We start from the raw sequence: 26,505 nt of genomic DNA, 5'->3' as shown, positions 1-26,505 counted from the left end.
ACGAGCAGCCTTCTAAAGGGAAGCCCGGCCTACCAGAACAGCTGGCCCAGCAGGGGCGCCAGCAGCACGGTCACCATACCGGCGATCATCATCACCATGCTGGAGACCACTCCCTCTTCATTTCCCATCTGATAAGCCCTGGCAGTGCCGGCTCCGTGGGCCGAGGCACCAAACCCCGCCCCCTTGCCGAGGCGGCTGCGAATGGCCAGCACGGTGAGCACGCTCTCCCCCACCGCCATGCCGATGACACCGGTGAGCACCACAAACAGCGCAGTGAGATCGCTCTGACCACCGATGGCGCGGGTCGCCTCCACCGCAAACGGCGTGGTGATGGAGCGCATCGCCAGACTGCGTTGCAGCATGTCGGAGAGATCGAGCCAGCGAGCCAGCAGCACGGTACTCCCCACCGCCATAATGACCGAGGCGACCACCCCCACCGACAGCGACAGCCAGTGGCGACGAATGAGCTGGCGGTTCTCGTAGACCGGCACCGCGAAGGCGACGGTCGCCGGGCCCAGCAGCCAGAGCAGCCAGTGGGATTCCGCCATGTAGTCCTGATAGGGGATGTGGAACAGCAGCACCACGGCCACCAGCAAAGTCGGCGCCAGCAGCAGCGGCATCAGCGGCAGAATGCGCTTTTTGCCGTAGAGCCATTTGCTGGCGTAGTAGAAGAGCAGGGTGAGGGCGAAACAGATCAGCCCGAGCAGGGTATCAGACATGGCGGCGACTCCGGCGGGCCAGTTTCAGTTCGAGGCGGTAAACCCGATCCACCACCAGAGCCGTGGTACCGAGCACTAGCGTAGTGCTCACCAGCAACACCACCATGATGCGCCACCCCTCCTGCAACAGCAGATCCTGATAGTTGACCACCGCCACCACGGCGGGCACGAAGAAGAGCAGCATCTCGGCCAGCAACCAGCGCGCACCCGCGCTGAACCACTCGGCTTTGACCACTCCGAGCAGGATGCAGGCCAGCAGCAACAGCATGCCGGTGAGGTTGGCGGGCAGCGGCAGATGGAGGGTACGCACCGCGGTATCGGCCAGCAGCCAGATGGCTGCCAGCAACACAATCTGGAAGGGAGTCTGTAACCAGCGCAAGCAGAGGGCTTTCATGATCATCGTCTTTCTGTGAACCGGCTCACAGTATAGAGTTGAGCAAAACCTGCCAGAAATGAATTAAAATTATCGAATTCATGCCGAATAGGCATACTTCATCCCGTACCCGCCAACACGAGTCGAGAGAGTCCATGGATATTCGCGCCCTGCGCTATTTTGTCGAACTGGTGCGGGAAAAGAGCTTCACCCGCGCCTCTGAAAAGCTGTTCGTCACCCAGCCCACCATCAGCAAGATGATCCGCAATATCGAAGAGGAGCTGGGCCAGCCCCTGCTCAACCGGGAAGGGCGCCGCTTCACCCTGACCGACAGCGGCCAGGTGCTGTTCAACCGTGCCCAGACCATCTTGGCGGAGATGCAGCAGCTGGAGGCCGAACTGGCGGATCTGCAGAGCCTGCAACACGGTCGCCTCACCCTCGGCATTCCCCCCATGGTGGGTCACGTCTATGCGGACCTGATCCGCGCCTACCGCACCCGCTATCCCAAGGTGGAGCTGACCCTGGTGGAGTACGGCGGTCGCCGCATCGAACAGGCGGTGCTGGAGGGGGAGCTGGATCTCGCCATCACCATGCTGCCGACCAAAGAGGAAGGCGCCCTCAGCGCGCTGGAGCTGGATCAATACCCGATCCGGGTGGTGCTGCCGGATCAACCCCGCTGGCATGGCGAAGCGCCGCTGCGGCTGGAGTCCCTGCAGGAGGAGCCCTTCCTGCTCTACACCCAGGCGTTTACTCTGAGCGAGCGACTGGAGCAGGCGTGTCAGGAGGCGGGCTTTGTGCCGCAGGTGGCGGCGCGCAGCAGCCAGTGGGATTTTCTCACCGCCATGGTACGCAGCGGCATGGGGGTCGCCTTCTTGCCGGAGCCGGTCTGCAACCGGCTGACCCCGGATGGTCTGGTGCTACGGCCGCTGGAGCCCGAATTGAGCTGGCGACTCGGGGTGATCTGGCCGAGCGAGCGCTATCTGTCGCGCACTGCCGAGGCCTGGCTGGCCCTCTGCCGCCAGCGGCAGGCACCTCAGTAATCGCCGAAGCGATCGGTTTGCGGATTGTAGAAGTAGGGGCGGTAATCGAAGCGGATCCCGTCGAGGAAGGGGTTATCCAGTCGCAACATTCGGCGCTGGGAGAGCTTGGCAAAGGCGATGGCCGGGCCAAAGCTCTTGCGCCACAGAGCCTGTAGCGAGCCATCCTGCCACGCCAGCTGCAACCCCCGCTCGACCCGCTTGAGCGCCTCGCGATTGTTGGGATTGGTGTAGAAAACCCGGGGCAGCGGGTAGTAGATCAACAGTGCGTCATCCACCAGCAGATCCGTCATCTCCTTGTGGGTCAGCTGCTCGCTGCGCAGCTCGCTCACCCCGCGGCAGAAGAGATCGAAGCGGCCCCGCGCCACCATCTTGAACAGCTTCTCGTACCCCTCCACTTCCACCACCTCCATCCCGGCGTAACGCAGGATATCCACATCCAGCCACCCCTTGCCCTGACCGAAGGTGAATTGGCGCAGCCCCTTGAGGTCGGTCACTTTGCTCACCGCCGCCTTTTGCTGCGGGCTGACAAAACAGATGCGGTAGCTGACGATCCCCAGATGGATGGGAAAACGGACATAGGCGAGCCCCAGATCCTCGCGGGTGCTGCTGTAGCTGTCCATTACAAAGAGGTTGGGATAGCTGTCTAGCTGCATGCTGAGCCGCTCGCGCGCCTTGGTCATGGGCGGCGCAGGCTCCAGCAGATAGTCGCCAAACTGGTCGCGGGTCTTGTCGAGGGCGAGCCGCAGCAGCTCCCGATCATAAGTGGTACGCGGATCCCGCTCGCTCTCCGGGCTGATATGGGTAAACCGGGTGGCCGCCTGTCCGGTCAGCGACAACACGCAGAACAGAGCGGCAGCCAGCAGATGCAGGGGTGACATAAACCGCGCCTTGGCTGAAAGGGTACTTTCAGTGTAGCCCTGAGCGTGGGCACCCCACCCTGGCGCGGCCTGTGCGAGGATAAGCAACACGACAAACAGGGGGACGCGGGCAGATATCCTCACGAGTCACATCGCCTCCGGGCCGCCACAGGCCCGGAGAGCAGGTTCACACCGTGCCCGGCACTACTCTTCGCCGATGGGAGCGGCGATCCACTTCATCAGCGTCAGCATATCCTGCGGCGCCACGCCGACCGAGAGGCCGCGCTTGCCGCCGCTCACCAGGATCTCGTCAAACTGCAGCGCCGACTCATCGAGCACGGTAGGCAACAATTTCTTCTGGGCCAGCGGGCTGATGCCACCCACCTTGTAACCGGTCAGCTTCTCCGCTTCCGCCGGTTTCATCATCTCCACCTTCTTGAGACCAGTCGCCTTGGCCAGCTGCTTCAGACTGCACATGCCGGATGAGGGAACGATGGCCACCACCGCCTGCTTGTCGTGATGGGCGATCAGGGTCTTGAACACCTGCGCCTCCGGCAGCCCGAGCTGGGTCGCGGCATGCTTGCCGAAATCGTCGTGGGCTTCGCACTCGTAGGGGTAGAGCTTGTGGGGGATCTTGAGCTTCTTCAGCAGGTTGATGGCAGGAGTCATGATGGTTGCCTTGAATCGAATCGCATAAAAACAAGGCCAAACAGTCTGCGCCTCACTCTGGGGTGATGCAAGGGGGGATGGGGGATGGAAGTTGCAAGGGCCATTGACTGGCCGCCATGCCATGCACGCTTGGTGGCGAGCGACCAGAAGACTTGACCAAACAGAGTCCAAACGGGTATTGCTTTAACCCTTTGACGCCACCACAACCCATACTGCAGGAACCCATATGCAACTAACCCCACCCCAACCGCCTCAGGACGATGATGTTGAAGCGCTGCGCATTGGCCTGACGGGATACAACGTAAGCCAGGCAGGCCCTCAACTGTACGAACTTCGGCGCGAGCGGATCGCCAGCTTTATCAAGGATAAAGAGGGCAAGGTACACGGCGGCATCATCGCCGACATCAAGTGGGGCTGGCTGCACGTCGACTGGCTCTGGATCGACGAAAGCATCCGCCGCGATGGCTGGGGCGGCCGCCTGCTCGGCGCCATGGAGCAGTACGCCCAAAGCAAGGGCATCAGCAACTACCACTTGGAAACCACCAGTTTTCAGGCCCTCCCCTTCTACCAGAAGCAGGGTTACGAGGTCTTTGGCCAGCTGCCCGATATGCCGCCGGGGCATATCAGTTACTTTCTGAAAAAGCAGGATAAGTGATGACACTCCCGCGCCTTGCCAACGCTCAACTCGTGATCCGCCCGTTCGAACCGGCCGATGCCGACGAGTTTGTCCGCGCGGCCCACGAATCCATCGAGACAGTCGGCAAATGGATGAGCTGGCGCACCCACTCATTTACTCGGGAGAGCACGCTGGAGTGGTTTGCCAGCTGCGCGCAGGATTGTGCGGCGGGACGCGCCTTTGACATGGGTATCTTCTGCGCCACCACCGGCCAACTGCTGGGTGGCGCAGGTATCAACCAGCTGTCGCCCCATCATCGCTTCGGCAATATCGGTTACTGGGTACGCCAATCCCGCCAAGGCTGCGGCATCGCCCGTCAGGCGGTCGCCCTGCTCCGTGACTTTGGTTTTCAGCAGTTGGGACTATTTCGGCTGGAGATCGTGATGGGGGTTGGCAACACCGCCAGCGAAGCTGTTGCCATCGCCGCAGGGGCTACCTTTGAGTGCCGGGCAAGGAATCGTATCTTTCTAAATGGCCAGCCTATTGATGCACATATCTATGCCCTGTTTCCGCTGATTGACGCGTGTAACTGATTGTATTCTGCTGACTTCTTTCACGTGAACAGGAGATAATCATCGTAACCACCCTGTTAGGTCGCCTCTGAGCCAAGATAACAACTTGCTCACTCACAATCGTAGATGTATCAAAGTCGTCCAAAAAGGCTTCATTTAAACCTTAACATGGCGATATAATGAGTATCTCTTTTTAGACCTATACAATAAATTTAATATGTGAATTATATATGAACCAACAAGCCACATCATCAAACCTCGTTGTCGGTCAGCATAGAAAATACAATTATTGGGAATCATTGTTTGATGAGAATTTCAATACTGCTAATTTCTCGACATTAAAAATAAACGACATTCCTTCAAGAATGACAAATGGCTGCCACTTCAAAAAGTATGTTATAGATATCACTTTTGCAGAGGTTAGAAGGCGCGTAAAAATTAAAGGCGCTTTTTTTGATGAATGTGACATACATGGCAATAATAAAGGAATGAAAATCACCTTTGAAGGGTGCAGATTTGAGAGAGTTTTTTTTGGATATTCAGAACTAAATGATGTCAACTTCGAGAGCTGTATCTTCATAAACTGTTCATTCTCCCTGACTAGATTTCATCGGTGCTCTTTCGATACTCACTGCACATTCCAAAATATATCTATATCGGGAGGGAGAACTATTTTCATAGACAGCATAATTACCCCCAGCAAGCTACTAAACAATACATTTAAATATGCAACCGAAGATTACTGCAAAAAACACAGCTATGATTTTCAAGAACAAAAATACAGAATGAATTTATCTATCGCTAAGTTAGCTAGAACACTACTGACGTCTGTCTCTACAGCTGGTGATGATGATGATTATTATGATGCGATTAAATCTCTTTTCACATCCAGAATCACAGAGAGAAAATCAAAACGCCTGTTCATAGCAAGACAATATGAGCTACAGATAAATAAAAATAATAGTCGGTTAAAAAACTCATTGTTGCGTATTAAATCAGCATACTATTCATATACTTCTCCTCTATATAATCTAGAGAGCTTGTTTATGCGTCTATTTGGTTTTATAAATGGCTGGGGAGGTAGTTTTATTAGGTGCATTGTTTTTGGCTTTTCCATTCTAGCTACATATTCCGTGGTGTATTTTTTCAAAAATACTGTCGGAGAGAGTGGCGAATTCATAAATGGGGCATTAGAAGCAATAGTAAAAAGCATCGACATAACTTTTGTCGCTGGTTATACAAAACACAGCACTGCTGATGACGGCCTAACCTTGCAACTAATTCACATTTCCAATATGCTTTTAGGATTATCTTGGTACGCGGTAAGCATACCAACCATAGTGAATAAAACTTGCTTAGCCAGAGTATAAAACCATGATTTCAGGTATCAACAAAAATCTACAATGCCTTATCCTTTTTGGAAGTCATGCCAGAGGTGATGTAGATAAAAACTCTGACTTAGATCTATTGGGTATAGATAATACGACTCAACATAAGACAGTTTCAGTAAACAAGGTTAACTTGTCACTTTATACATACGATAACCTTATTGAAATGGCTCAAAATGGAGATTCGTTTTTATTACACTTAATAAAAGAAGGTAAGTGCCTTTTTGGTGAAGATAAGTTTGCTTTAATTCAGGAATCATTCAAATATAAAGATAATAAAAAATACTTGAATGACGCAAAGGCTGCTTATTATCTAGCATCAAAAATCCATGATAGCCAATACGATGTCCCTTCTTCGAAGTGGTGGCTAGCCAATAAAAGAATTAGTTGGTGTGTAAGAACTATTCTGATATCTCTTTTGATGTGTGAGAGAAATGTGGTTTTCTCAAAATCAGCACTTGCAGAATGCCTTTCAAACTCACATAACGACATTAATTTTGACGATGCAATGTTATTAGTGGATGCTAAATCCCATAGAGAAAAAAATGGAAAGATATTGCGACTTCTATCAGCTTTTCTTGCGTCAAAGAAAGAGCTTAGTCATATAAATAAAAGAGAGATTTATGCCAGAGACATTATAAGCAAAACTATCAATAATATCATCTCACATGATGAGTATCACTATTAGAAGGAGTGATATCTATTACATCATTAGAGGATAAACTATCTGTATGACTCTCCTAAAGTTATAACTTCCATGGTATTTCATCCCCCTTCAAACTACTACGATCGGGAGGTGAAAAAATAGGTATAGGATTAGCACAGGAGAAGAACTTTGGTGACTTTGGGTCTTTCCAAAGTCACTCGCCCAAGCCCGAAGGGCGGGCGAAACCCCTTCGAGGCCAGCGGCCTCGCGTCCTGCACGGCAAAGCCGTGCCAACACACAACGGCCCCTGCCGCCAACGCCATACCTCGGAACGGACGATTACGCCTACCGGCTAATCGACCCTACGATTGCATGGCGCAGCCGTGCCAGCTCGCCACAGGCACGAAGTCTGGCTGGACGCCGTGATGCCACCGGCAAAGGGGCGTGGCCGCCCCTATCGGCCCAAGAAGGGTTCCCAATCCTTAAACACCGGCTGCAACCCCGCCTGCCGCACGGCGGCGGCCACTTCCCCCACCGGGCGGTCGTCGTGGATGGCGAACTGCTCCAGCTCCTCTTTATCCCCTTCGGCATAGCCACCCGGCTGGGTGCGCGACTCGGCCGACATCTGGGTGATGCCAAGGCGCACCGCGCCGTTGCGAAACGTAGCCGACTCTCGGGTGGAGAGGGACAAGTCCAGCGTCGGCGAGAAGAGGCGCCAGGCGCAGATCAGCTGGGCCAGCTGACGATCCGACATGATGACGGCAGGCTCCAGCCCGCCGGTGCAGGGGCGCAGGCGCGGGAAGGAGAGCGAATAGCGGCTCTGCCAGTGGTGGCGCTCAAGCCAGCTCAGGTGCTCGGCGACAAAGTAGCTGTCGGCGCGCCAGTCCGAGGAGAGGCCGATCAGCGCCCCCAACCCGATTTTGTCGATACCGGCACGGCCGAGCCGATCCGGCGTGGCGAGGCGCCATGCGATGTCCCGCTTGTTGCCGCGCAGATGGTGGCGGGCGTAGGTGGCGGCGTGGTAGGTCTCCTGATAGACCATGACGGCGTCGAGGCCGAGGGTTTTCAGCTCGGCATACTCGGCCTGCGAGAGGGGCTGCACCTCCATCCCCACCGTGCTGAAGTGGCGGCGAATGATGGGCATCACCTCGCGAAAATAGGCGAGCCCCACCTTGTGCTCGTGCTCGCCGGTCACCAGCAGCACGCTGTCAAAACCGCGCGCCTTGATGGCCAGACACTCGCGCTCAATCTCCTCTGCATTCAAGGTCTTGCGCTTGAGGCGGTTGCTCATGGAGAAACCGCAGTAGGTGCAGTCGTTGGCGCAGAGGTTCGACAGATAGAGCGGCACATAGAAGCCGATGGTGTTGCCAAAGCGCTGGCGGGTCAGCCGCTCGGCCTCGGCCGCCATCTGCGGCAGATAGGCCTCGGCAGCCGGCGAGATCAGCGCCATAAAATCGCTCAGGGTGCGGCGGGGGGCGCTCAGCGCCCGCGCCACATCGGCGGCAGTTTTGCCGCGGATCTGCATGCCGATATCGTCCCACTCCAGCTCCTGCCAACGGCTGATAAAGGATGGCGCATCAGCCCTCCCCCCCAGCCCCTCTCCCTTATTTTGTGAAGAGCCGAGAGGGGGGCTAAACACATCAGCCTCGGGAGAAACCGAGAAAGAGGACATGGCCATTGGCTCTTGCCCCGAGCCAGCATCATGACTCATAACGCCCCCAGAAAATCGGTGAGCGGGCTGGAGGCTTGGGCCTGCAGAGCGCGGGCGCCGAGGCCTGCCTCATAGGCGCTGCGACCGGCGGTGCAGGCCAGCGCAAAGGCGCGACCCATGGCGACCGGATCGCCGCTCACCGCGATGGCGGTGTTGACCAGCACGGCGTCGGCACCCAGCTCAAAGGCGGCTGCGGCATGGCTCGGCGCACCGATCCCCGCATCCACCACCACAGGCACATTGGCCTGCTCGACGATGATGGCGAGAAACTCCCGGGTCACCAGCCCCTGATTGGAACCGATGGGCGCACCGAGCGGCATCACGGCGGCGCAGCCCACCTCTTCCAGCCGTTTGCAGAGCACGGGGTCGGCACCGCAGTAGGGCAGCACCACAAAGCCCTCTTTCACCAGCTGCTCGGCGGCTTTCAGCGTCTCGATGGGGTCGGGCAGCAGATAGCGCGGGTCGGGGTGGATCTCCAGCTTCAGCCAGTTCGTCCCCAGCGCCTCGCGGGCGAGGTGGGCGGCAAACACCGCCTCGGCGGCGGTCTTGGCGCCGGAGGTGTTGGGCAGCAACTTAACCCCGAGTTGCAGCAGGGGGCTCAGGATATCGTCGTGGGCCTTGCCCGGTTCGAGCCGCTTGATGGCCATGGTGACCAGTTGGGAGCCACTCGCCTCGATGGCGGCGGCCATCAGATCCGGGCGAGCAAACTTGCCGGTGCCGGTAAAGAGGCGCGATGAGAAGGTGTGATCGGCAATGGTCAGCATGTCAGCCTCCCGCAATGGCGGTGAAGAGATGGAGTTCGTCTCCGTCATTGAGACGGGTCTCAGCCCAGCGGCCACGGGGCAACACGGAGCCGTTAAGGGCCACAGCAACCCCTTGGGGGTTGACCCCTTGCGCCGCCAGCAGGTCGGCCACACTCTGCCCTGCCGCCAGCGACTGGGCTTTATCGTTGAGTCGAATGGTCAAGGTCATGGGGTGATCTCCTTATCGTGTGTCGGGCATCGGCGCTGCCCGCAAACCGGGCAATCGGGATCGGGGGACAAAGTGAGGGTCTGCCACTGATGGGTCAGGGCATCGAAGCGGCGCAATGTGCCAGCGACCGGGCTCGGCATCCCGAGCAGCTGTTTCAGTGCCTCCAGCGCCTGCAAGGAGCCCATCACCCCCACCAGCGGGCCGGTGACGCCGCTGGTCTCGCAGCTCTGGGCGAGCTTGGTATCCAGCGGATAGAGGCAGGCGTAACAGGCGTGCTCCGAGCTGGTACGCACCATCAGCTGCCCCTGCCAACCCACTGCGGCGGCGGAGATCCAGGGCTTGCCCTGAGCCACGCAGGCGGCGTTGATGGCATGGCGGGTGGCGAGGTTGTCGCAGCAGTCGATCACCAGATCGACCTCGGCCACAAACTCCGGCAGGCTGTCGGCATCGAGCCGCTGGTTGATGGCAATCAGCTCCACCAGCGGGTTGTGGGCAACCAACCGCTCGCGGGCCAGCTCCGCCTTGGAGTGGTTGACCGCCTCGCTATCGAACAGGATCTGGCGCGGCAAGTTGCTGGAATCCACCGTATCCCCATCGGCCAGCCACAAGGTACCGACCCCGGCCCCGGCCAGATAGAGGGCGAGCGGCGAGCCAAGCCCGCCGAGGCCGACGATCAGCACAGACTTATCTTTCAGCCGTGCCTGCCCTTCTTCACCGACTTCCGCCAGCATCAGCTGGCGGCCGTAGCGCAGATACTCTTTGTCACTAAGAGAAGCGGCATCAGAGCGCATGTTCTGCCTCCCGTATAACGGTGGCCGAGCGCGGCTCATCCCCCGCCCCCACGGCCGCGAGCAGCCGTTCGGTCGCCCCCTGCCAGTCGTCGCTGGCCGTGATAGCCGAGACCAGCGCGATACTGCCGACCCCGCTTGCCTTGACCGCCGCCACCCGCTCCTCGCTGATGCCGCCGATGGCCACCGTCGGCCAGTCACACATCAGGGCGCGGTAGCGATGCAGCCGCACCAGCCCCTGCGGGCGTGAAGGCATCGCCTTGGTATTGGTCGGGAAGATATGACCCAGCGCCATATAGGAGGGAGCCAGCTCGCGGGCTCGCATCAGCTCGAAGTAGCCGTGGGTGGAGATGCCAAGGCGTAGCCCGGCCGCCTGAATGGCGGCGAGATCGGCGGTCTCCATATCCTCCTGCCCCAGATGTACGCCCCAAGCGCCCGCCTCGATGGCCTGCTGCCAGTAGTCGTTGATAAAGAGCCGCGCCCCATGGCGGCGACCAAGATCTACCGCATCACGAATAGCCGGCGCCACCTCTGCGGCGGGCAGATCCTTGATCCGCAGCTGGATGGTCTTGACCCCCTGCCCCAGCAGGCGGCGCAGCCACTTGACCGAATCCACCACCGGATAGAGGCCGAGATTGTGCTCGGTGGCGGCAAAGGGGCCATCCGGCAGGCGGGCGATGCTTGTTTCATAAAGTCCGAAGCGGCGATCGAGGGTTGATCCCGCCAAGACGGCGCGGGGGAAGTGGGCAAGATCGGCTGGCCAGCCGAGATGGGCGATGGGGCCCGGGCCTGCGCCCACTCCCTGCGCTGCAGCCAACCCCTGTTGCAGGTAGGCTCGCGCCAGGGTGATGGCGTCCTCCACCGGATAATCCTGCGCCACCACAGCGGCGATGGCGCTGGCGTAACAACAACCGGTGCCGTGGCCATGGCGGGTATTCAGGCGCGGCGCCGCCAGCCAGAATTCGCGGGTCTCGTCCTGGTAGTAGTCGAGGCAGAGCTCACCGCTCCACTCCAGATGACCGCCCTTGACCAGCACGGCGCGGGCACCGAGTTCGCGCAGCCGCTGGGCGGCGAAGCGCACCAGCACAGGGCTGGTCGCAGGAATGCCGGTCAGGGCTTCCAGTTCGGGGCCGTTGGGGGTGATGAGCGACAGACGTGGCAACAGCTGCTCGCGCACCGCTTCCAGCATATTGGGCTCCGCCATCGGGGTGCCGCTGCTGGCAATAGCCACCGGGTCGTAGACCACGAAGGGGGCCGGGGTGGCCGCCAGTCGGCGGGCCAGCACCTCCACATGGAGCCGGGTCGGCAGCAGGCCGATCTTGATGGCGGCGGGCGGCAGATCGACGCCAAGGGCGTCGATCTGGGCGGTGAAGGTCTGCATCAGCACAGGGTCGACCATCTTCACCGCCACCGAGTTCTGGGCGGTAATGGCGGAGATGACCGAGCAGCCGTGCACGCCGAGGTCGTGCAATGTGTGCAAGTCGGCCTGAATACCGGCGCCACCGCCGGAGTCGGAACCGGCGATGGTCCAGACCACAGGGCGAGAGTCGGTCACAGGCGACAGATCGGCGGGGCTGACAGCCCCGCTTGCGCTGCTCACGCCTCCTCCCCTGCAGCCTGTTTCAGCGCCGCCGCCTGATGGTAGATCTCGCCGCCGGTCTCCTTGAAAGTCTCGGCCATGCGGGCCATGCCGCTCTCCACCTGAGCCACTACCTGCTCCTGCTGGCCATCCATGCCGACCAGCTTGATCTCCACGGCCTCGAGTTTCGCCGCGTAATCGCGCACGTCCTGAGTGATCTTCATGGAGCAGAACTTGGGCCCGCACATGGAGCAGAAGTGGGCCACCTTGCCGGACTCCTGCGGCAGGGTCTCATCGTGGTAGGCACGGGCGGTGTCGGGGTCGAGGGCCAGATTGAACTGATCCTCCCAGCGGAACTCGAAGCGTGCCTTGGACATGGCGTTGTCGCGGATTTGGGCACCCGGATGCCCCTTGGCCAGATCGGCGGCGTGAGCGGCGATCTTGTAGGTAATCAGCCCCTGCTTCACATCCTCCTTGTTGGGCAGCCCCAAATGCTCCTTGGGGGTGACGTAGCAGAGCATGGCGCAGCCGTACCAGCCGATCAGCGCCGCACCGATGCCGGAGGTGAAGTGATCGTAACCCGGGGCGATGTCGGTGGTGAGCGGGCCCAGCGTATAGAACGGCGCCTCGTGACAGTGCTCAAGCTGCTCGGTCATGTTGCGCTCGATCATGTGCATCGGCACGTGACCCGGCCCCTCGATCATCACCTGCACGTCATACTCCCACGCAATCTTGGTGAGCTCGCCCAGGGTGCGCAGCTCGGCGAACTGAGCCTCGTCGTTGGCGTCATAGACGGAGCCCGGACGAAGACCGTCGCCCAGCGACAACGCCACATCATAGGCGGCGCAGATCTCGCAGATTTCGCGGAAGTGCTGGTAGAGGAAGTTCTCCTTGTGGTGGGAGAGGCACCACTTGGCCATGATGCTGCCACCGCGCGACACGATGCCGGTGAGGCGCTTGGCGGTCATCGGCACGAAACGCAGCAGGACGCCGGCATGGATGGTGAAGTAGTCCACCCCCTGCTCGGCCTGCTCCAGCAGGGTGTCGCGGAACAGCTCCCAGGTGAGATCCTCGGCGATGCCGTTGGTCTTCTCCAGCGCCTGATAGATGGGCACGGTACCGATGGGGACAGGGCTGTTGCGCAGGATCCACTCGCGGGTCTCGTGGATGTAGCGACCGGTGGAGAGATCCATCACGGTGTCGGCGCCCCAGCGGGTCGACCAGACCAGCTTCTCCACCTCCTCTTCGATGCTGGAGGTGACCGCCGAGTTGCCGATGTTGGCGTTGATCTTCACCAGAAAATTGCGGCCGATGATCATCGGCTCCGCTTCCGGGTGGTTGATGTTGCTGGGGATGATGGCGCGACCGGCGGCCACCTCATCGCGCACAAACTCGGGGGTGATGTTCTGGGGCAGGCGGGCACCAAAATCGCGGCCCGGATGCTGGGTGCGCAGGAGCTCGGAGCGCACCCGCTCGCGCCCCATGTTCTCGCGAATGGCGATAAATTCCATCTCGGGGGTGACGATACCGGCGCGGGCGTAGTGCAGCTGGGTGACCCGGCGGCCTGGCTTGGCACGGCGCGGTTTCGGCAGATGCTCGAAGCGCAGGTGATCCAGCCCCTCGTCGGCCAGCCGCTCCTGAGTGAAGGTGGAGCTGAGCCCCGGCAGTTCGTCGGTATCATCCCGCTCCAGCACCCAGTTCTCCCGCAGGCGCGGCAGACCGCGGCGCACGTCGATGGCGCCCCCCTCCTCCCCGTAACGGCCCGAGGTGTCGTAGACCGGCACCGGCTCGTTGGGCTCGAATTGGGGATTTTCTTTGGTGCCGCCGACGAAGGTGTCGGCCAGTTGGATCTCCCGCAGGGGTACCCGGATATCGGCGCGAGAGCCTTCGATAAAGATGCGCCGGGAGTTGGGGTGAGCCATCCCTTTGAGGCTGTCGATAAAGGCCTGGGCGCTGGAGCGCTGCTCGCGGCGGCTGGATTTGGCGGTATCAGATACAGAAGTAGACATAGCAAAACTCACATTAACTGGTTGAAGTTATGGGTATTTGCTTGTCTGGAGTTCGAGGAGAAGATGAACTTGCGGCGGGGTGTTTATCTCGGGAGGGAGTGCGTGCGGGATGGATCTCCGCGCTGCTGTTCTGCCGCTTCCCGCTATCTGCATGCTGTGGGCAAGGCGCCCCACGTGCTGGACAACCGGACGGGACAGACTCCCTCCTGTGCGCCCTGACCCATCAGGGTTACCCCTTCGATGAGCGGAAGAGGCTTGTTCCTCCTCCGGCGCGGTAACCCGCAAGTTACCCTTGTTCCCTTCGCAGGTTTTAACCTGATCAGGTTCCACGGATCCCGAATTAACGGTCTCAGCTTCGCGTCGTTCGACGGTCAGCACTCCGACAAGATGGCGCCAGTATAAGGGGGAAAATCTAAAGCACAAGCCGTTAACAAAGTCGACCTCTTGCTCCCCTTGGGGTCTAAGGCTAGTCGAGGATGATATGGGGCAGGAAACGGGAGCTGTCTTTGGTGATCAGGGTCGCATCCTCGCGAATGCCAATGCCAGCCGCCGCATCGCCGACCACCCAGCTGCCGATCAAGGTGTAACTGCCAGCAAAGCAGGGTAAGGGGTGAAAGGCCTGAAGCACATAACCCGAGTCGTTGTATGGGCCTGGCTCATGCAAGCGCATACCCTGATAATCCATCAGCTCGATATTGGCCCCCTCTCGTGAATAGAGAGGCTTACGTACCCAACCCGGCGCCATCTGACTAGCGGGATCGGGATCAAAAAAAGCGGGCAGCAGGTTGGGATGGTCAGGAAAGGCCTGCCACAACAGGGGCAACATCCCCTTGTTGGAGAGAATCATCTTCCAGGCTGGCTCGATAAAGCGGGTCTGGCTTGTGAGCAGCGTCTGGCCAAATGGCTCGCGCACCATGAACTCCCAAGGGTAAAGCTTGAATATCTCGTGGATCGGCTCGTTGCCCAGATCCACCAGCTGGCCCTGCAGCTCGCCGATATCCTCCAGATCCACAAAACGGGCATCACAACCAGCCTGCAGGGCGATATCGATGAGGTAGTCGAGGTTCCCCCTGTCTTCCAGGTTCTCGCCCACGCAGGTGAAGTGCAAAGGGCCACGATTGCCACGGGCCGCGAAGGCGCCGTACAGCTTCTCCTGCAGGGAGTTGAACTGATCGACTCCGGCTGGTAGCACACCGCTATGCAGCTGATCCTCCAGCCAGATCCACTGAAAAAAACCCGACTCATAAAGGGAGGTGGGGGTGTCGTAGTTAAGCTCCAGCAGCTTGGCGGGCCCATGCCCGTTATAGGCGAGATCCAGCCGACCATAGAGATGGGGATCCCGACGTCGCCATGAGGCCTCCAGTGCGGGCCAGCAGTATTCGGGAATATCGAGTCGGGTCAGCAACTCTTCGCTGCCCACTATCTTTGAGACCAGCGAGAGGGCCATCTGATGCAGTTCCTCGGTGGGCGCCTCCAGATCATCCTCTATCTGCGAAAGGGTGAAGCGATAGCAAGCGCTCTCATCCCAATAGGGCTCCCCATCGAAGGTGTGAAACTCGAAACCAAGCTCGGCAGCCCGTTCGCGCCAATCCGGACGTTCGGGTAAGGAAATGCGCTCCATCTTTAACCTCCGCTGCTGTAGCTATTGCTATGGCAGAAGTTGGCTCGCCGCGCAGCTTCTCCACCGAAGCCACCACGCCGTACTTGTAAGGCGGGCTCCAGTGTCACCGCACTCTGGCAGACCCGAACCAGGCTACTGCCTGCGGGCAAGCGTGTTCCCTGAGCGGTGCGCAGCGCATAAGGCTCATCTGTACGTTGATAGAGCGGCTGGGTCGGGATCCCGGGGAGAGGGTCTGTTCCGATGGCAACGCCGCTGGTCAGAATCCCCCTCATCCGCGGCACCTTATCCTCACACCCTCCTGCGCCAAAATCCGCCTCACACTCCACCCGGTCAGGATAACGGGGCGCCCGCAGGAGGTGGCGACTGCGGGCCTCTGCAAAGGCCAGCTGGCACCGAGCCGGATCATTACCTGGGACAGCGACACATGTCTCGACCGAGGTGTAGACATAGGCCAGCTCGGGGCGTTCGTTGCACCCCTGCAGCCAGAGGGAGGCTGTCGGCACCATCATGACCAGTGCGACCTGGCTACTTCGCTTGTTGCTGCTCTTCATGGGATCCTCAGTAGGTCATGCAGGCAGCGTTGAGCAGCCCCACCGACAGGGACGCAGCAGCCAGCAAAATGGCGCCAGCCATCTCCCCACGGGAGATCCGTTCGCTCAGGTCGGTGAGCCAGCGTTGCATTACCCGAAACGCGGCAACCTGCACCAGCAGGGCAATCGCGCCCCAGATGGCGCAATCGAGCAGGGAGAGAGAGTGACTGATTGCACTGGCCAAGGGCAGCGCAAAGCCAATCAGCGCGCCGCCAAACGCGGTGGCAGCAGCCGGATTACCCGAACGGATCAGGGCAAATTCGTGGTGTGGCGTCAGCCAAGTATAGAGGCGAATGAAGGTCGCCAGCTGCGCCATGGCCAGCAGAAAGTAGGCGATAAAGGGGAGCAGCCCACTCAAGGAGCCGAGCAATTGGGAGAGCATCTCACAGTTCCTGTGACAAAAAGAGTCGACATCATAATGAAAGGAAAAAGGGACCACAATGGGCCCCTTGAGAACGGCGGATACGAAAACAGGGTCCCCCCGCCAAGGGGATTTACCCCTTGGGTCAATAGGCAGGAGTCACCGTCAGACTGACATTGCCAAACCCTTCGTTGGCAAGGGCCTCCTGATCCAGATCCACACCGGTCAGAGCCACACCTTCAGCAGAGGCGTTACGCAACTGGGCAGAGGCCGCGGAACGGGTCTGGGGCTGACCGATTTCGATATCGCCGGCAAACTGGCTCTCGGCATAGAAGTCACCGGTCACTGCCGAACGGATCGGGCGCAGCACACGACCCAGGTTATTCTGCATGGTCGACAAACCATACTCGCTGATGGTCCAGTTCCAGTCCCACCACTTCACTTCACCCGGGATATAACGCTTGTCCCACTGGTAGCGGATGCTGCTCGCCTTGTCGCGGAACGGGCCGACGGCAAAGGTGTGCTCCCAGGTCGGGCGATTCTCAGGATGGGTATACCAGGCATTGCCGCCCCAACGCAGGAAGCCCTTCATGGTCAGGTCATAATTGACCTCGGCCTTGAACTCGTAGGGGTAGGAGATGTTGGACTTGTAGAGGGCAACCCGCACCGGCAGGCTGGAGTGAGGCGGCACCGTCGGGCGCGCTTCAACCGAGACGGTCTCGGTCGTCGAACCCCCTTTCTGGGAGGCCCAGCTCTGGCTCGCAGCGATCTCGATGGCCAGTTCGGTTTCCCCCACCAGCGGCCACTGAAACTTGTTCTTGGTGGTCACCTTCTCGCTCAGGCTGTAGGTATCGGTCTTCGACCAGTTGGTGGCCTTGTCGTACTTCAGGGTCACCACCACCTGCTGGGGCAGGTCGGTGTAGTTGGTCGCATTGGCCGTGATGGTCTTGACCAGCTGCTTGCCGCTCTCGGTGACCTGACCATGGCTGAAGGAGTCGGGTTCCAGGGTATATGAGAAGTTGCTTACCTTGATGGAGCTCTTCTCCCCGCAACGATATCCGGAGCAGCCGCCGTCATTATTCCCCTTTATCAGCCAGCCATCGCCAACCCGGGTAACATCCATATCTTCCCCGACATAGGGGCTATGATTTCCACCCACCCAAGCGTATCCCAAATAATGGGCGAGATAACTGACCGGTTTGATAAAATAATCATTATCATGGACAAGCCGCCATTGCACATCGACCTCATCACCCGCCGGAATATTCCAGTCAGAGAGTGTTGGTATTTCTCCGGAAACTGGTGAGTTGGGATAACACCAGGTTTCTCCGGCAGTGCCCTGTTTGATTTCGCCATTATATCCCGGCCCCATAATCACCCAGCGATCCGCCAGCCCGGTGATCTGCCACTGCCCCATGCGGCTGACCAGATTACCCTTGATACTCATGGCTTCATCGCGGGTCAGAGGACGATAACCACTGGCACAGACGCCCGTCCCAAGACCCGCCCACTTGACCTGATCAGGGTAGACAGGTTCAGCCGCCTGCACCTGAGCGAGCATCAATGAAGACGCCAAAAACGCCAGATTGGCGGTAATTATTCTATTCATCATTTATCCCTCTTTCAGACATACGATAATTGTTATTGTGTAGAAATATCCTTTTTCATTTGACAGGTATGGACTCCGACAAAACCTGACACAAATAAAATAAACCACCAAAAAACATCCATGACAAACAAAATAATGGTGATACAGGAAAATAATTAGAGCGATGACTTTATTGAGGAATAAATCATAAATATTGTGACAGTCATTATTTAATGGCTGCCACAATATGGTGAAACCATATTAAATAAGAAGATACTGAATTACTCTTCCGGATTGATCACTTCAATTCCCTGCAATATTCCATCCGCCGAACGGATCAATACCAGCTCGCTCCCGGCATGCAGATCGGCGGCGGAACCGTTGACCCAGCGCACCTGCGGATTGAGTGGCACAGTGCCCAGGGTGGCCAGCGTGAGCTGCCGATCATCGAAGGATTGCAGGCGATCTTGCGCTCGCTGCCAGGGCTGATTGGCCAGCGGGGCTCTGGCGGCCAGCAGCTCGATCCGGGTGGCAACGCCATCTGCCACCAGCAGGGCGAGCTGGTCGCCGGGTTTGAGTGGCTGTGGCCAAATCTCCCCCTGCCGCCAGATGGCGGCACTGCCCAGCTCCACTTCGGCCCCCTGAAATTGCAGGCGGATGCCGTCGCTGTGCTCCAGCTCCACCAGCCACAATTCGTCGGCTCCCGCCTGCGCCGCCCAGAGCGGCACACCCAGCATCCATGCACACCACTTTCTCGATTGTTCCATCTTCGTTCGTCCCTGAACAAAAAGCCCATGCTGGACAAGCATGGGCTTCATTCGGGAGCATTTCTAATCGGAACGCAGAGATCGGATCAGTCATCCTCGCGACAGCGGCTCAGGCGCATGCCGTCAAACTTGCACTCCAGCTCGAGCCAGCGCCCTTCAAACGGCGCCAGACTGTTATCCGAGGTGGTGTAGCCCCAGATCCGCCCCCCTTCCACCGGCCCCTCCAGATCCATCTCGTCCTTGTCATCTTCGTCGAGGGCTTCGACCTTGCGTACATAGCGCACGCCGCTCTCCACCACCCCCTTCATCTCGACCCAGGTGCCGCCGAGATCATCCTCGTTGAGCCAATCCTTGAAGCGGGTCTGGTCATCGATCACGAACGGCATGCCGTTGACCATCAACTGGCCAAGCTGCCAGGTGGTGCGGCCGGTCAGTTTGAATTCGGTCGCCTGTGCGGTGCCAAGTGGCAACAAGATCAACAGCAGGAGGGCGCAGAGAGACTTCTTCATCAGGGATCCTCGGGGTTACACTGGCAAACAGGATGCCGAATCCGGTGTGAAAAGAGCGTGAAACGCTCGCCAACCAGGAGAGCAAAGCATGAAGATTTTGGTTGTGGAAGACAATCCTCAGGTGGCGGAAACCATCATGGATTATCTGGAGCTGGCCGGTCACCGCCTCGATTGTGCCTATCACGGTCAGGCGGCGCTGCAACTGCTGGAGGAGCAGCGTTTCGACGTCATCATCATGGATGTGATGATGCCGCGCCTCGATGGCCTCAGCACGGTGGCGCGCCTGCGCGAGCAGGGGATTGCCACTCCCGTGCTGTTTCTCACCGCCCGCGACAGCCTGGAAGACAAGCTGGCAGGCTTCAAGGCGGGAGGGGATGACTATCTGGTCAAGCCGTTCGCCATGGAGGAGCTGGAGGTGCGGCTACAAGCTCTGAGCCTGCGTGGCCCGCGCGGCGATGTGGGGGCCATCAGCTTTGGCGATCTGACGGTCGATGTCGCCAGCGGCCGCGCCACCCGCGCCGGTGAGCCCCTCAAGCTCGGCAAGATCCCGTTCCAAATCCTCGCCCTGCTGGCCCGCCGCGCCCCCGCCATCGTCAGCCGTCAGGAGGTGCTCGACACCGTCTGGGGAGATGAGGAGCCCGACTCCGATGCCCTGCGCAGCCATATCTACGCCCTGCGCAACGCGCTCGACAAACCCTTCCCCACTCCCATGCTGGAGACCCTGCACGGCCAGGGCTACCGACTGGTGAGCGCATGAGCCTGCCGAGCCTGCGCCGCCGCCTGATCATGGCGCTCGGCGGCGCCGGGGTGGTGCTGCTGATCCTGCTCTCCGGCCTGATGCTGGTGGCCGAGGACAAGATGGAGGAGCTGAGCCTGCGCCACTGGCTGGAAGCCGAAGTGACCCGCTACAGCGATGACTGGCTGCGACTCGGCCCGGCCGCCGCCGCCCCAAGCCCCAGACAGTTCTCCAGCTACTGGACCGAGTCGGGCCGCCTGCCGAAATGGCTGAAGCCCTACCAGACCCCCGGCTTTTTCGAGCACCAACTGGGCAAGGAGGACAAACACTTTCTGGTGGCCCGCCACCCCTCCGGCGAGGGACTGCTCTATCTGGTCTTCAACGACGACGCTGACGACTACCTCGACCCCTACGAAGACAAGCTGCATCTGGCGACCCGACTGATCGGGGTGACCCTGCTGCTGGGCTGCCTCGGCTTCGGCATCTGGCTGGTGCGCCATATCACGGGGCCGCTGCAACGGCTGCAACAGAGGGTTGCCCACCTCACCCCGGATCAGGCGGATTTCGAGCCCGATGCCCCCTGGCAGGAGCTGCGGGACATCGAGCTGGCGCTGCTGGCCGGCAAGCAGGAGGTGAGCGCAGTGTTTGCTCGCGAGCAGGAGTTCAGCCGCTTCACCAGCCACGAGCTGCGCACCCCCAACATGGTGATCCAGGGCTCGGCGGCCCTGCTCGGCAAGGTGACGGATCTGCCCGCGCCAGCGGCCCGCGCCACCACCCGCATCCGCGCCGCCGCCGACGAGATGGCGCTGCTCACCGAGACCTTCCTGCTGCTGGGCCGCAAGGAGGCAGTGGAGCGACCGCTGCAGCAGGTCACCCCGCTGATCCGTCAGGAGCTGGCCCGCCTCGCCTCGCTGTTGCAGCGGGAGGCCCTCGATATCCGGCTTAATCTGGATGAGAGCAGCGAAGTAAATGCCCCCCTCTCCCTGCTCGCCATCGCCCTCGGCAACCTGCTGAAAAATGCCCTGAGCTATGCCGAGGGACATATCGACATCGAGCTGTGCGGCCCGGTGCTCACCATCAGCAACCCGACGGCAGCGGCGCCGGATCAGATCCTCGGCTACGGCTGTGGCCTCACCATCATCCAGCGTATCTGCGAGAAGCTGGGCTGGCAGATCGACACCCGGCTCGAGGATGGCGTATTTAGCGCCCGGCTGGCGATGATTGCCGCCGGAGAGTTCCCTCTCCCTTTGGGAGAGGATTAGGGTGAGGGCGCAGTGGCACCGCCAACCCACCAGCCAGATAGCAACAAGGCGCCCGAGGGCGCCCTGTTGCTATCTGACAGATGCAAGCCTAAGGCTCACTCCGCCGGTTTGTTCTTGCGGCTCGCCTTGAGTTCGAGGAACTCGATGATCTTGCCAGCCACATCCTTGCCGGAGGCGGCTTCCACCCCTTGCAGGCCGGGGGAGGAGTTGACCTCCAGCACCAGCGGGCCGCGGGCGCTACGCAGGATATCCACCCCCGCCACATCCAGCCCCATGATCTTGGCGGCCTGCACGGCGGTGGCGCGCTCTTCCGGGGTGATCTTGATCGCCTCGGCAGTGCCGCCACGGTGCAGGTTGGAGCGAAACTCTCCCGGCTGGGCCTGGCGGCGCATGGCGGCAACCACCTTGCCGTTGACCACCAGACAGCGGATATCGGCGCCATTGGCCTCGCGGATATACTCCTGCACCAGAATGTTGTTGTTGGTCTGGATAAAGGCCTCGATCACGCTTTCGGCGGCCTTCTGAGTCTCGCAGAGCACCACGCCAATCCCCTGGGTTCCCTCCAGCAGCTTCACCACCAGCGGCGCCCCGCCCACCATGGTGATGAGGTCGGGTACGTCGTGGGTGCTGTGGGCATAGCCGGTGATGGGCAGGCCGATGCCATGGCGGGAGAGCAGTTGCATCGCCCGCAGCTTGTCGCGAGAACGGCTGATGGCCACCGAGCTGTTGAGGGCCATGGTGTTCATCATCTCGAACTGGCGCAGCACGGCGGTGCCGTAGGCGGTAATGCTGGCCCCGATCCGCGGGATCACGGCGTCATAGCTTCCCAGCTCCCCACCCTCGTAGTGAATGGAGGGGTTGTGGGAAGCGATATTCATATAGCAGCGCAGGGTGTCGAGCACCTCTACCTGATGACCGCGCGCCTGTGCCACCTCGACCAGACGGCGGGTGGAGTAGTTTTTCGGCTCACGGGATAAAATGGCGATCTTCATGACAATTCCGCTAGAAGGCTGTGCCTGGGCAGGATGGGGCGGGAGAGTATAAGGTGCCACAGCGCCAAGACAACGCCAATTGTTTATCCTGACAACAAGACAAACCACACCAAACAGCACTCTACCCTGTCACTGTGACCAACAGGTTAAACGGCGGCTCTGCGCAGGTTGTTCAACCCGTGCAAGGATGCCGCCGTTTCTCGTTAAAGATCAACCGGTGTCACGCGGGAGTCAGTTCAGGTTTGGCCCCAACCAGCGCTCGGCCTCGGCCAGCGTCATCCCCTTGCGAACGGCGTAATCTTCCACCTGATCTTGCTGGATCTGCGCCACCGCGAAGTATTTGCTCTCGGGATGGGAGAAGTACCAGCCCGACACCGCCGCCCCCGGCCACATGGCGTAGGATTCGGTGAGCTGCATGCCGATAGCCTGCTCCACCTCCAGCAGCTCCCAGATGCTCCCCTTCTCGGTGTGCTCCGGGCAGGCCGGATAACCGGGGGCCGGGCGGATACCCTGATAGTTCTCGCGGATCAACTCTTCGTTGCTGAGGGCCTCGTCGGGAGCATAACCCCAATGAACCTTGCGCACCTGCTCATGCAGATACTCGGCAAAGGCTTCGGCCAGACGGTCGCACACCGCCTGAATAAGGATGGCATTGTAGTCATCGTGCTGCGCCTTGTAGGCCTTGGCGATGGCCTCCTCACCGATACCGCCGGTCACCGCGAAGGCGCCGATCCAGTCGGGCTTGCCGCTCTCTTTCGGCGCCACATAGTCCGCCAGACAGTAGTTGGGGAAGCCCTGCTTTTCGCTCTGCTGGCGCAGGTGGTGCAACACCTTGATGACCTCGGTGCGGGACTCGTCGCTGTAGACCTCGATGCTGTCCCCTACCGCGTTGGCCGGGAACAGGCCGACCACCCCGGCGCAGCGCACGCTCTGATCCTTTTCCAGCTGGTCCAGCATGGCGTTGGCGTCGGCAAACAGCTTGGTCGCCTCCTCGCCAATGATCTCGTCCTCGAGGATGCGCGGATACTTGCCCGCCAGCTCCCAGCTGAGGAAGAACGGCGTCCAGTCGATGTATGGGCGCAACACCGAAATGGCCACATCTTCGAACTTCTGCACCCCGAGCTCGCGGGGCTTGGGTGGCTGGTAGCCAACCCAATCCAGCTGATGCCGGTTGGCGCGGGCATGGGCCAGACTGACCGGGCGGGAGCGCGGCTGCTTGCGGGCATGCTGATCCCGGGCGATCTCGTACTCCTTGTCGATGCGGGCGACAAACGCCTCCTTGAGATCCGGGCTGAGCAGGCTCTGGGCCACCCCCACCGCACGGGAGGCGTTGGAGACATAGACCACAGGCTCCGAGTAATTCTGCTCGATCTTCACCGCAGTGTGGGCCTTGGAGGTGGTGGCACCGCCGATCAGCAGCGGCAGCTTGAAGCCCTGACGCTCCATCTCCTTGGCCACGTGCACCATCTCGTCCAGCGACGGGGTGATGAGACCCGACAACCCGATGATATCGGCGCCGACCTCCCGCGCAGTCTTGAGAATGGTCTCGCAGGAGACCATGACCCCGAGGTCGACAATCTCGAAGTTGTTGCACTGCAGCACCACCCCGACGATGTTCTTGCCTATGTCGTGCACATCACCCTTGACGGTGGCCAGCACGATTTTGCCATTGCTGGAGCCGCCCGATTTTTCCGCCTCGATATAGGGCTGCAGGTAGGCCACCGCCCGCTTCATCACCCGGGCCGATTTCACCACCTGCGGCAGGAACATCTTGCCGGCGCCGAACAGGTCGCCGACCACGTTCATGCCATCCATCAGCGGCCCTTCGATGACGTGCAGCGGCTTCTCGGCGCCAGCGCGCGCCTCTTCGGTATCCTCTTCGATAAAGTCGGTGATCCCCTTGACCAGCGCGTGCTCCAGCCGCTTGCCCACAGGCCAGCTACGCCACTCCTGATCCCGCGGGTCCTCCGCCTGGGCACCGGCTCCGCGATACTTCTCGGCGATGGCCAGCAGCTCTTCGGTGGCGTTGTCATTGAGGTTGAGCACCACCGCCTCGACCTTCTCTTTCAACTCCGACGGAATGTCTTCATAGATGGCGAGCTGGCCGGCGTTGACGATCCCCATGTCCATACCGTTCTTGATGGCGTGGTAGAGGAAGACGGCGTGAATGGCTTCGCGCACCGGCTCGTTGCCACGAAACGAAAACGAGACGTTGGAGACGCCGCCAGAGATCATGGCGTGAGGCAGGTGCGTTTTGATGTCCTTCACCGCCTCGATGAAGTCCACCGCGTAGTTGTTGTGCTCGTCGATGCCGGTCGCCACCGCGAAGATGTTGGGATCGAAGATGATGTCTTCCGGCGGGAAACCGACCTGATCCACCAGGATCCGGTAGGCACGCTGGCAGATCTCGAACTTGCGGGCGCGGGTGTCGGCCTGCCCCACCTCATCGAACGCCATCACGATGACGGCGGCGCCGTAGCGGCGCAGCAGTTTCGCCTGCTGAATGAACTTCTCCTCCCCCTCTTTCATAGAGATGGAGTTGACCACCGGCTTGCCCTGCACGCACTTGAGGCCCGCTTCCAGCACCTCCCACTTGGAGGAGTCGATCATCACAGGCACCCGGGCGATATCCGGCTCACCGGCGATGAGGTTGAGGAAGCGCACCATGGCCGCTTCGGCGTCCAGCATCCCCTCGTCCATGTTGATGTCGATGATCTGGGCGCCGTTCTCTACCTGCTGCTTGGCAACATCGAGCGCCTCGTCGTAGAGCCCCTCCTTGATCAGCCGCTTGAACTTGGCCGAACCGGTAACGTTGGTGCGCTCCCCCACGTTCACGAACATGGATTCAGGGGTAATGATCAGCGGCTCAAGACCCGACAGGCGGCAGGCCACCGGCAGCTCGGGCAGCACACGCGGCTTGATGCCCGCCACGGCGTCCGCCATGGCGCGGATATGGGTCGGGGTGGTGCCACAGCAGCCACCGACCAGATTGAGAAAGCCGCTTTGGGCCCACTCGCGGATATGCTCTGCCATCTCACCCGCATCGAGGTCGTACTCGCCGAACGCATTGGGCAGACCGGCGTTGGGGTGGGCGCTGACGCAGGATTCGCTGATGCGCGACAGCTCCTCCACATACTGGCGCAGCTCATCGGGTCCCAACGCACAGTTGAGGCCGAACGACACCGGTTTGACGTGGCGCAACGAGTGATAGAAAGCTTCGGTGGTCTGGCCGGAGAGGGTTCGGCCGGAGGCATCGGTAATGGTGCCGGAGATCATCACCGGCAGGCTGTAGCCCAGCGCCTCGAACACCCCTTCCACCGCGAAGGCGGCGGCCTTGGCGTTGAGGGTATCGAAGATGGTCTCGATCAGAATGATGTCGGCGCCGCCCTCGATCAGGGCATGGGTCGATTCGGTGTAGGCGGCCACCAGCTGGTCATAGGTGACGTTGCGCTTGCCGGGATCGTTCACATCCGGCGAGATGGAAGCGGTGCGGTTGGTGGGGCCCAACACCCCAGCTACGAAACGCGGCTTGGCGGGATCTTTTGCCGTCCACTCGTCTGCCACGGCGCGGGCCAGACGGGCGGCTTCACGGTTGATCTCGGCGGAAAACGCTTCCATCTCGTAATCGGCCATGGCGATGCGAGTGGCGTTGAAGGTGTTGGTCTCGAGAATGTCGGCCCCGGCAGCGCAATACTGCTCGTGGATCTCGCGGATCACCGCCGGACGGGTCAGCACCAGCAGATCGTTGTTGCCCTTGATGTCGGTATGCCAGTCGGCAAACCGCTCACCCCGATAATCCGCCTCCCCCAGCTTGTAGCCCTGGATCATGGTGCCCATGGCCCCGTCGATGATCAGGATCCGCTCCCTGAGGCAGGCTTCCAGCTTCTTTGTTACGTCCGACTGCTTGCTCGGCTCTCTGCTCGACATTACGTTCGACACCGCGTGTTCCTCTTACATCCATGCAACTGCGTAAACAGCATCCTAACAGCAAACAAATAAAATGGAAATCTAGCCGTCTATCAGTCCAAATGCGCCACCATATACTCATTTATGGGTAATGAGTAACATAGGGCCCGAGAGTAACCTATGCCCGTCCTGCATAGGGATACGTGCTTGCTGTCTACCAACGAGAAAAAAATA

25 protein-coding genes and 1 riboswitch are annotated in these 26,505 nt (G+C 60.0%); of the genes, 7 read left to right on the top strand and 18 right to left on the bottom strand.

The window, feature by feature from the left end; genetic code table 11:
- Positions 1-29: 29 nt before the first annotated feature.
- Positions 30-719 (bottom strand): LrgB family protein, encoded by a 690-nt coding sequence (locus ACB042_RS15795; RefSeq protein WP_042081343.1) that lies wholly within the window; start codon positions 717-719, stop codon positions 30-32.
- On the bottom strand, positions 712-1,113 hold the full coding sequence (locus ACB042_RS15790; protein WP_040069042.1) for a CidA/LrgA family protein: 402 nt from the start codon (positions 1,111-1,113) through the stop codon (positions 712-714). The genes ACB042_RS15795 and ACB042_RS15790 overlap by 8 nt, the downstream gene beginning before the upstream one ends.
- Positions 1,114-1,247: 134 nt before the next feature.
- On the opposite strand from ACB042_RS15790, the gene ACB042_RS15785 reads away from it, so the two are divergent.
- The gene (locus tag ACB042_RS15785; RefSeq protein ID WP_371178705.1) at positions 1,248-2,132 is read left to right on the top strand and encodes a LysR substrate-binding domain-containing protein; all 885 of its coding nucleotides are present in this window, start codon (positions 1,248-1,250) and stop codon (positions 2,130-2,132) included.
- Here the strand turns inward: ACB042_RS15785 and ACB042_RS15780 are convergent.
- Both ACB042_RS15780 and ybaK read right to left on the bottom strand, forming a co-directional pair.
- Positions 2,126-3,010, bottom strand: coding sequence for a hypothetical protein (locus ACB042_RS15780; protein ID WP_371178704.1), 885 nt, complete (start codon positions 3,008-3,010; stop codon positions 2,126-2,128). The genes ACB042_RS15785 and ACB042_RS15780 overlap by 7 nt on opposite strands.
- 183 nt (positions 3,011-3,193) lie before the next feature.
- The gene (ybaK, locus tag ACB042_RS15775; RefSeq protein ID WP_033135644.1) at positions 3,194-3,658 is read right to left on the bottom strand and encodes a Cys-tRNA(Pro) deacylase; all 465 of its coding nucleotides are present in this window, start codon (positions 3,656-3,658) and stop codon (positions 3,194-3,196) included.
- Positions 3,659-3,884: 226 nt separating this feature from the next.
- On the opposite strand from ybaK, the gene ACB042_RS15770 reads away from it, so the two are divergent.
- The 4 genes from ACB042_RS15770 (at position 3,885) to ACB042_RS15755 (ending at position 6,922) form a co-directional block, all read left to right on the top strand.
- Positions 3,885-4,313: a GNAT family N-acetyltransferase gene (locus tag ACB042_RS15770; protein ID WP_058056327.1), complete on the top strand. Its 429-nt coding sequence runs from the start codon at positions 3,885-3,887 to the stop codon at positions 4,311-4,313.
- Complete coding sequence (locus tag ACB042_RS15765) at positions 4,313-4,867, top strand: GNAT family N-acetyltransferase (protein WP_371178703.1); 555 nt, start codon at positions 4,313-4,315, stop codon at positions 4,865-4,867. Before ACB042_RS15770 ends, ACB042_RS15765 begins: the two co-directional genes overlap by 1 nt.
- Positions 4,868-5,076: 209 nt before the next feature.
- Positions 5,077-6,216, top strand: coding sequence for a hypothetical protein (locus ACB042_RS15760; protein WP_371178702.1), 1,140 nt, complete (start codon positions 5,077-5,079; stop codon positions 6,214-6,216).
- A gap of 4 nt (positions 6,217-6,220) precedes the next feature.
- Positions 6,221-6,922, top strand: coding sequence for a nucleotidyltransferase domain-containing protein (locus ACB042_RS15755; protein WP_371178701.1), 702 nt, complete (start codon positions 6,221-6,223; stop codon positions 6,920-6,922).
- 412 nt (positions 6,923-7,334) lie between these two features.
- Here the strand turns inward: ACB042_RS15755 and thiH are convergent, their stop codons facing one another.
- The 12 genes from thiH to ACB042_RS15695 form a co-directional block, all read right to left on the bottom strand.
- Positions 7,335-8,552, bottom strand: coding sequence for a 2-iminoacetate synthase ThiH (gene thiH / locus ACB042_RS15750; RefSeq protein WP_371178700.1), 1,218 nt, complete (start codon positions 8,550-8,552; stop codon positions 7,335-7,337).
- A 35-nt stretch (positions 8,553-8,587) separates the two neighbouring features.
- Positions 8,588-9,355, bottom strand: coding sequence for a thiazole synthase (locus tag ACB042_RS15745; protein ID WP_042032220.1), 768 nt, complete (start codon positions 9,353-9,355; stop codon positions 8,588-8,590).
- A 1-nt stretch (position 9,356) separates the two neighbouring features.
- Positions 9,357-9,563 carry a sulfur carrier protein ThiS gene (gene thiS / locus ACB042_RS15740; RefSeq protein WP_371178699.1) on the bottom strand — a complete coding sequence of 69 codons (207 nt, stop codon included), beginning with the start codon at positions 9,561-9,563 and terminating at the stop codon, positions 9,357-9,359.
- On the bottom strand, positions 9,560-10,354 hold the full coding sequence (locus tag ACB042_RS15735) for a ThiF family adenylyltransferase (protein ID WP_371178698.1): 795 nt from the start codon (positions 10,352-10,354) through the stop codon (positions 9,560-9,562). The genes thiS and ACB042_RS15735 overlap by 4 nt, the downstream gene beginning before the upstream one ends.
- A complete protein-coding gene (gene thiE / locus ACB042_RS15730) occupies positions 10,344-11,951 on the bottom strand; it encodes a thiamine phosphate synthase (RefSeq protein WP_371178697.1) in 1,608 nt (535 codons plus the stop codon). The genes ACB042_RS15735 and thiE overlap by 11 nt, the downstream gene beginning before the upstream one ends.
- Positions 11,948-13,939 carry a phosphomethylpyrimidine synthase ThiC gene (thiC, locus tag ACB042_RS15725; RefSeq protein ID WP_371178696.1) on the bottom strand — a complete coding sequence of 664 codons (1,992 nt, stop codon included), beginning with the start codon at positions 13,937-13,939 and terminating at the stop codon, positions 11,948-11,950. Before thiC ends, thiE begins: the two co-directional genes overlap by 4 nt.
- A gap of 279 nt (positions 13,940-14,218) precedes the next feature.
- Positions 14,219-14,331: riboswitch (TPP riboswitch) on the bottom strand.
- Between the two features lie 74 nt (positions 14,332-14,405).
- Entirely contained in the window at positions 14,406-15,560 is a 1,155-nt protein-coding gene (locus ACB042_RS15720) for a glutathionylspermidine synthase family protein (protein ID WP_236397990.1), read from the bottom strand.
- A gap of 2 nt (positions 15,561-15,562) precedes the next feature.
- The gene (locus ACB042_RS15715; protein ID WP_139740285.1) at positions 15,563-16,111 is read right to left on the bottom strand and encodes a DUF1190 domain-containing protein; all 549 of its coding nucleotides are present in this window, start codon (positions 16,109-16,111) and stop codon (positions 15,563-15,565) included.
- 7 nt (positions 16,112-16,118) lie between these two features.
- Positions 16,119-16,532 carry a DUF350 domain-containing protein gene (locus ACB042_RS15710; RefSeq protein ID WP_371178695.1) on the bottom strand — a complete coding sequence of 138 codons (414 nt, stop codon included), beginning with the start codon at positions 16,530-16,532 and terminating at the stop codon, positions 16,119-16,121.
- A gap of 124 nt (positions 16,533-16,656) precedes the next feature.
- Complete coding sequence (aerA, locus tag ACB042_RS15705) at positions 16,657-18,120, bottom strand: aerolysin AerA (RefSeq protein WP_162850489.1); 1,464 nt, start codon at positions 18,118-18,120, stop codon at positions 16,657-16,659.
- A 260-nt stretch (positions 18,121-18,380) separates the two neighbouring features.
- Positions 18,381-18,866 carry a hypothetical protein gene (locus tag ACB042_RS15700; RefSeq protein ID WP_236397984.1) on the bottom strand — a complete coding sequence of 162 codons (486 nt, stop codon included), beginning with the start codon at positions 18,864-18,866 and terminating at the stop codon, positions 18,381-18,383.
- Between the two features lie 86 nt (positions 18,867-18,952).
- The gene (locus ACB042_RS15695; protein ID WP_201981781.1) at positions 18,953-19,375 is read right to left on the bottom strand and encodes a hypothetical protein; all 423 of its coding nucleotides are present in this window, start codon (positions 19,373-19,375) and stop codon (positions 18,953-18,955) included.
- An 88-nt stretch (positions 19,376-19,463) separates the two neighbouring features.
- On the opposite strand from ACB042_RS15695, the gene ACB042_RS15690 reads away from it, so the two are divergent.
- Together ACB042_RS15690 and ACB042_RS15685 are read left to right on the top strand one after the other, a co-directional pair.
- Positions 19,464-20,132, top strand: coding sequence for a response regulator transcription factor (locus tag ACB042_RS15690; RefSeq protein WP_019446511.1), 669 nt, complete (start codon positions 19,464-19,466; stop codon positions 20,130-20,132).
- On the top strand, positions 20,129-21,373 hold the full coding sequence (locus tag ACB042_RS15685; RefSeq protein ID WP_371178694.1) for a sensor histidine kinase: 1,245 nt from the start codon (positions 20,129-20,131) through the stop codon (positions 21,371-21,373). Before ACB042_RS15690 ends, ACB042_RS15685 begins: the two co-directional genes overlap by 4 nt.
- Before the next feature lie 95 nt (positions 21,374-21,468).
- On the opposite strand, the gene rimK is transcribed toward ACB042_RS15685, so the two are convergent.
- Positions 21,469-22,365 (bottom strand): 30S ribosomal protein S6--L-glutamate ligase, encoded by an 897-nt coding sequence (rimK, locus tag ACB042_RS15680; RefSeq protein WP_005340088.1) that lies wholly within the window; start codon positions 22,363-22,365, stop codon positions 21,469-21,471.
- Between the two features lie 231 nt (positions 22,366-22,596).
- Complete coding sequence (metH, locus tag ACB042_RS15675; RefSeq protein WP_371178693.1) at positions 22,597-26,292, bottom strand: methionine synthase; 3,696 nt, start codon at positions 26,290-26,292, stop codon at positions 22,597-22,599.
- Positions 26,293-26,505: the final 213 nt, after the last annotated feature.

The sequence above is a fragment of the Aeromonas sp. S13(2024) genome, assembly GCF_041402405.1.
GTDB lineage: Bacteria > Pseudomonadota > Gammaproteobacteria > Enterobacterales > Aeromonadaceae > Aeromonas > Aeromonas veronii.
This window is presented reverse-complemented; position numbering and strand designations above follow the sequence as displayed.

What these genes read in the sequence shown, in the direction of transcription:
- ACB042_RS15710 (WP_371178695.1), bottom strand. Translation starts at nt 16,532, where the DNA reads ATGCTCTCCCAATTGCTCGGCTCCTTGAGTGGGCTGCTCCCCTTTATC.
- aerA (WP_162850489.1), bottom strand. Translation starts at nt 18,120, where the DNA reads ATGAATAGAATAATTACCGCCAATCTGGCGTTTTTGGCGTCTTCATTG.
- ACB042_RS15700 (WP_236397984.1), bottom strand. Translation starts at nt 18,866, where the DNA reads ATGGAACAATCGAGAAAGTGGTGTGCATGGATGCTGGGTGTGCCGCTC.
- ACB042_RS15735 (WP_371178698.1), bottom strand. Translation starts at nt 10,354, where the DNA reads ATGCGCTCTGATGCCGCTTCTCTTAGTGACAAAGAGTATCTGCGCTAC.
- ACB042_RS15790 (WP_040069042.1), bottom strand. Translation starts at nt 1,113, where the DNA reads ATGAAAGCCCTCTGCTTGCGCTGGTTACAGACTCCCTTCCAGATTGTG.
- thiS (WP_371178699.1), bottom strand. Translation starts at nt 9,563, where the DNA reads ATGACCTTGACCATTCGACTCAACGATAAAGCCCAGTCGCTGGCGGCA.
- ybaK (WP_033135644.1), bottom strand. Translation starts at nt 3,658, where the DNA reads ATGACTCCTGCCATCAACCTGCTGAAGAAGCTCAAGATCCCCCACAAG.
- ACB042_RS15745 (WP_042032220.1), bottom strand. Translation starts at nt 9,355, where the DNA reads ATGCTGACCATTGCCGATCACACCTTCTCATCGCGCCTCTTTACCGGC.
- thiC (WP_371178696.1), bottom strand. Translation starts at nt 13,939, where the DNA reads ATGTCTACTTCTGTATCTGATACCGCCAAATCCAGCCGCCGCGAGCAG.
- ACB042_RS15685 (WP_371178694.1), top strand. Translation starts at nt 20,129, where the DNA reads ATGAGCCTGCCGAGCCTGCGCCGCCGCCTGATCATGGCGCTCGGCGGC.
- ACB042_RS15690 (WP_019446511.1), top strand. Translation starts at nt 19,464, where the DNA reads ATGAAGATTTTGGTTGTGGAAGACAATCCTCAGGTGGCGGAAACCATC.
- ACB042_RS15760 (WP_371178702.1), top strand. Translation starts at nt 5,077, where the DNA reads ATGAACCAACAAGCCACATCATCAAACCTCGTTGTCGGTCAGCATAGA.
- ACB042_RS15770 (WP_058056327.1), top strand. Translation starts at nt 3,885, where the DNA reads ATGCAACTAACCCCACCCCAACCGCCTCAGGACGATGATGTTGAAGCG.
- ACB042_RS15795 (WP_042081343.1), bottom strand. Translation starts at nt 719, where the DNA reads ATGTCTGATACCCTGCTCGGGCTGATCTGTTTCGCCCTCACCCTGCTC.
- ACB042_RS15785 (WP_371178705.1), top strand. Translation starts at nt 1,248, where the DNA reads ATGGATATTCGCGCCCTGCGCTATTTTGTCGAACTGGTGCGGGAAAAG.
- ACB042_RS15765 (WP_371178703.1), top strand. Translation starts at nt 4,313, where the DNA reads ATGACACTCCCGCGCCTTGCCAACGCTCAACTCGTGATCCGCCCGTTC.
- metH (WP_371178693.1), bottom strand. Translation starts at nt 26,292, where the DNA reads ATGTCGAGCAGAGAGCCGAGCAAGCAGTCGGACGTAACAAAGAAGCTG.
- thiH (WP_371178700.1), bottom strand. Translation starts at nt 8,552, where the DNA reads ATGTCCTCTTTCTCGGTTTCTCCCGAGGCTGATGTGTTTAGCCCCCCT.
- ACB042_RS15755 (WP_371178701.1), top strand. Translation starts at nt 6,221, where the DNA reads ATGATTTCAGGTATCAACAAAAATCTACAATGCCTTATCCTTTTTGGA.
- rimK (WP_005340088.1), bottom strand. Translation starts at nt 22,365, where the DNA reads ATGAAGATCGCCATTTTATCCCGTGAGCCGAAAAACTACTCCACCCGC.
- ACB042_RS15715 (WP_139740285.1), bottom strand. Translation starts at nt 16,111, where the DNA reads ATGAAGAGCAGCAACAAGCGAAGTAGCCAGGTCGCACTGGTCATGATG.
- ACB042_RS15695 (WP_201981781.1), bottom strand. Translation starts at nt 19,375, where the DNA reads ATGAAGAAGTCTCTCTGCGCCCTCCTGCTGTTGATCTTGTTGCCACTT.
- ACB042_RS15780 (WP_371178704.1), bottom strand. Translation starts at nt 3,010, where the DNA reads ATGTCACCCCTGCATCTGCTGGCTGCCGCTCTGTTCTGCGTGTTGTCG.
- ACB042_RS15720 (WP_236397990.1), bottom strand. Translation starts at nt 15,560, where the DNA reads ATGGAGCGCATTTCCTTACCCGAACGTCCGGATTGGCGCGAACGGGCT.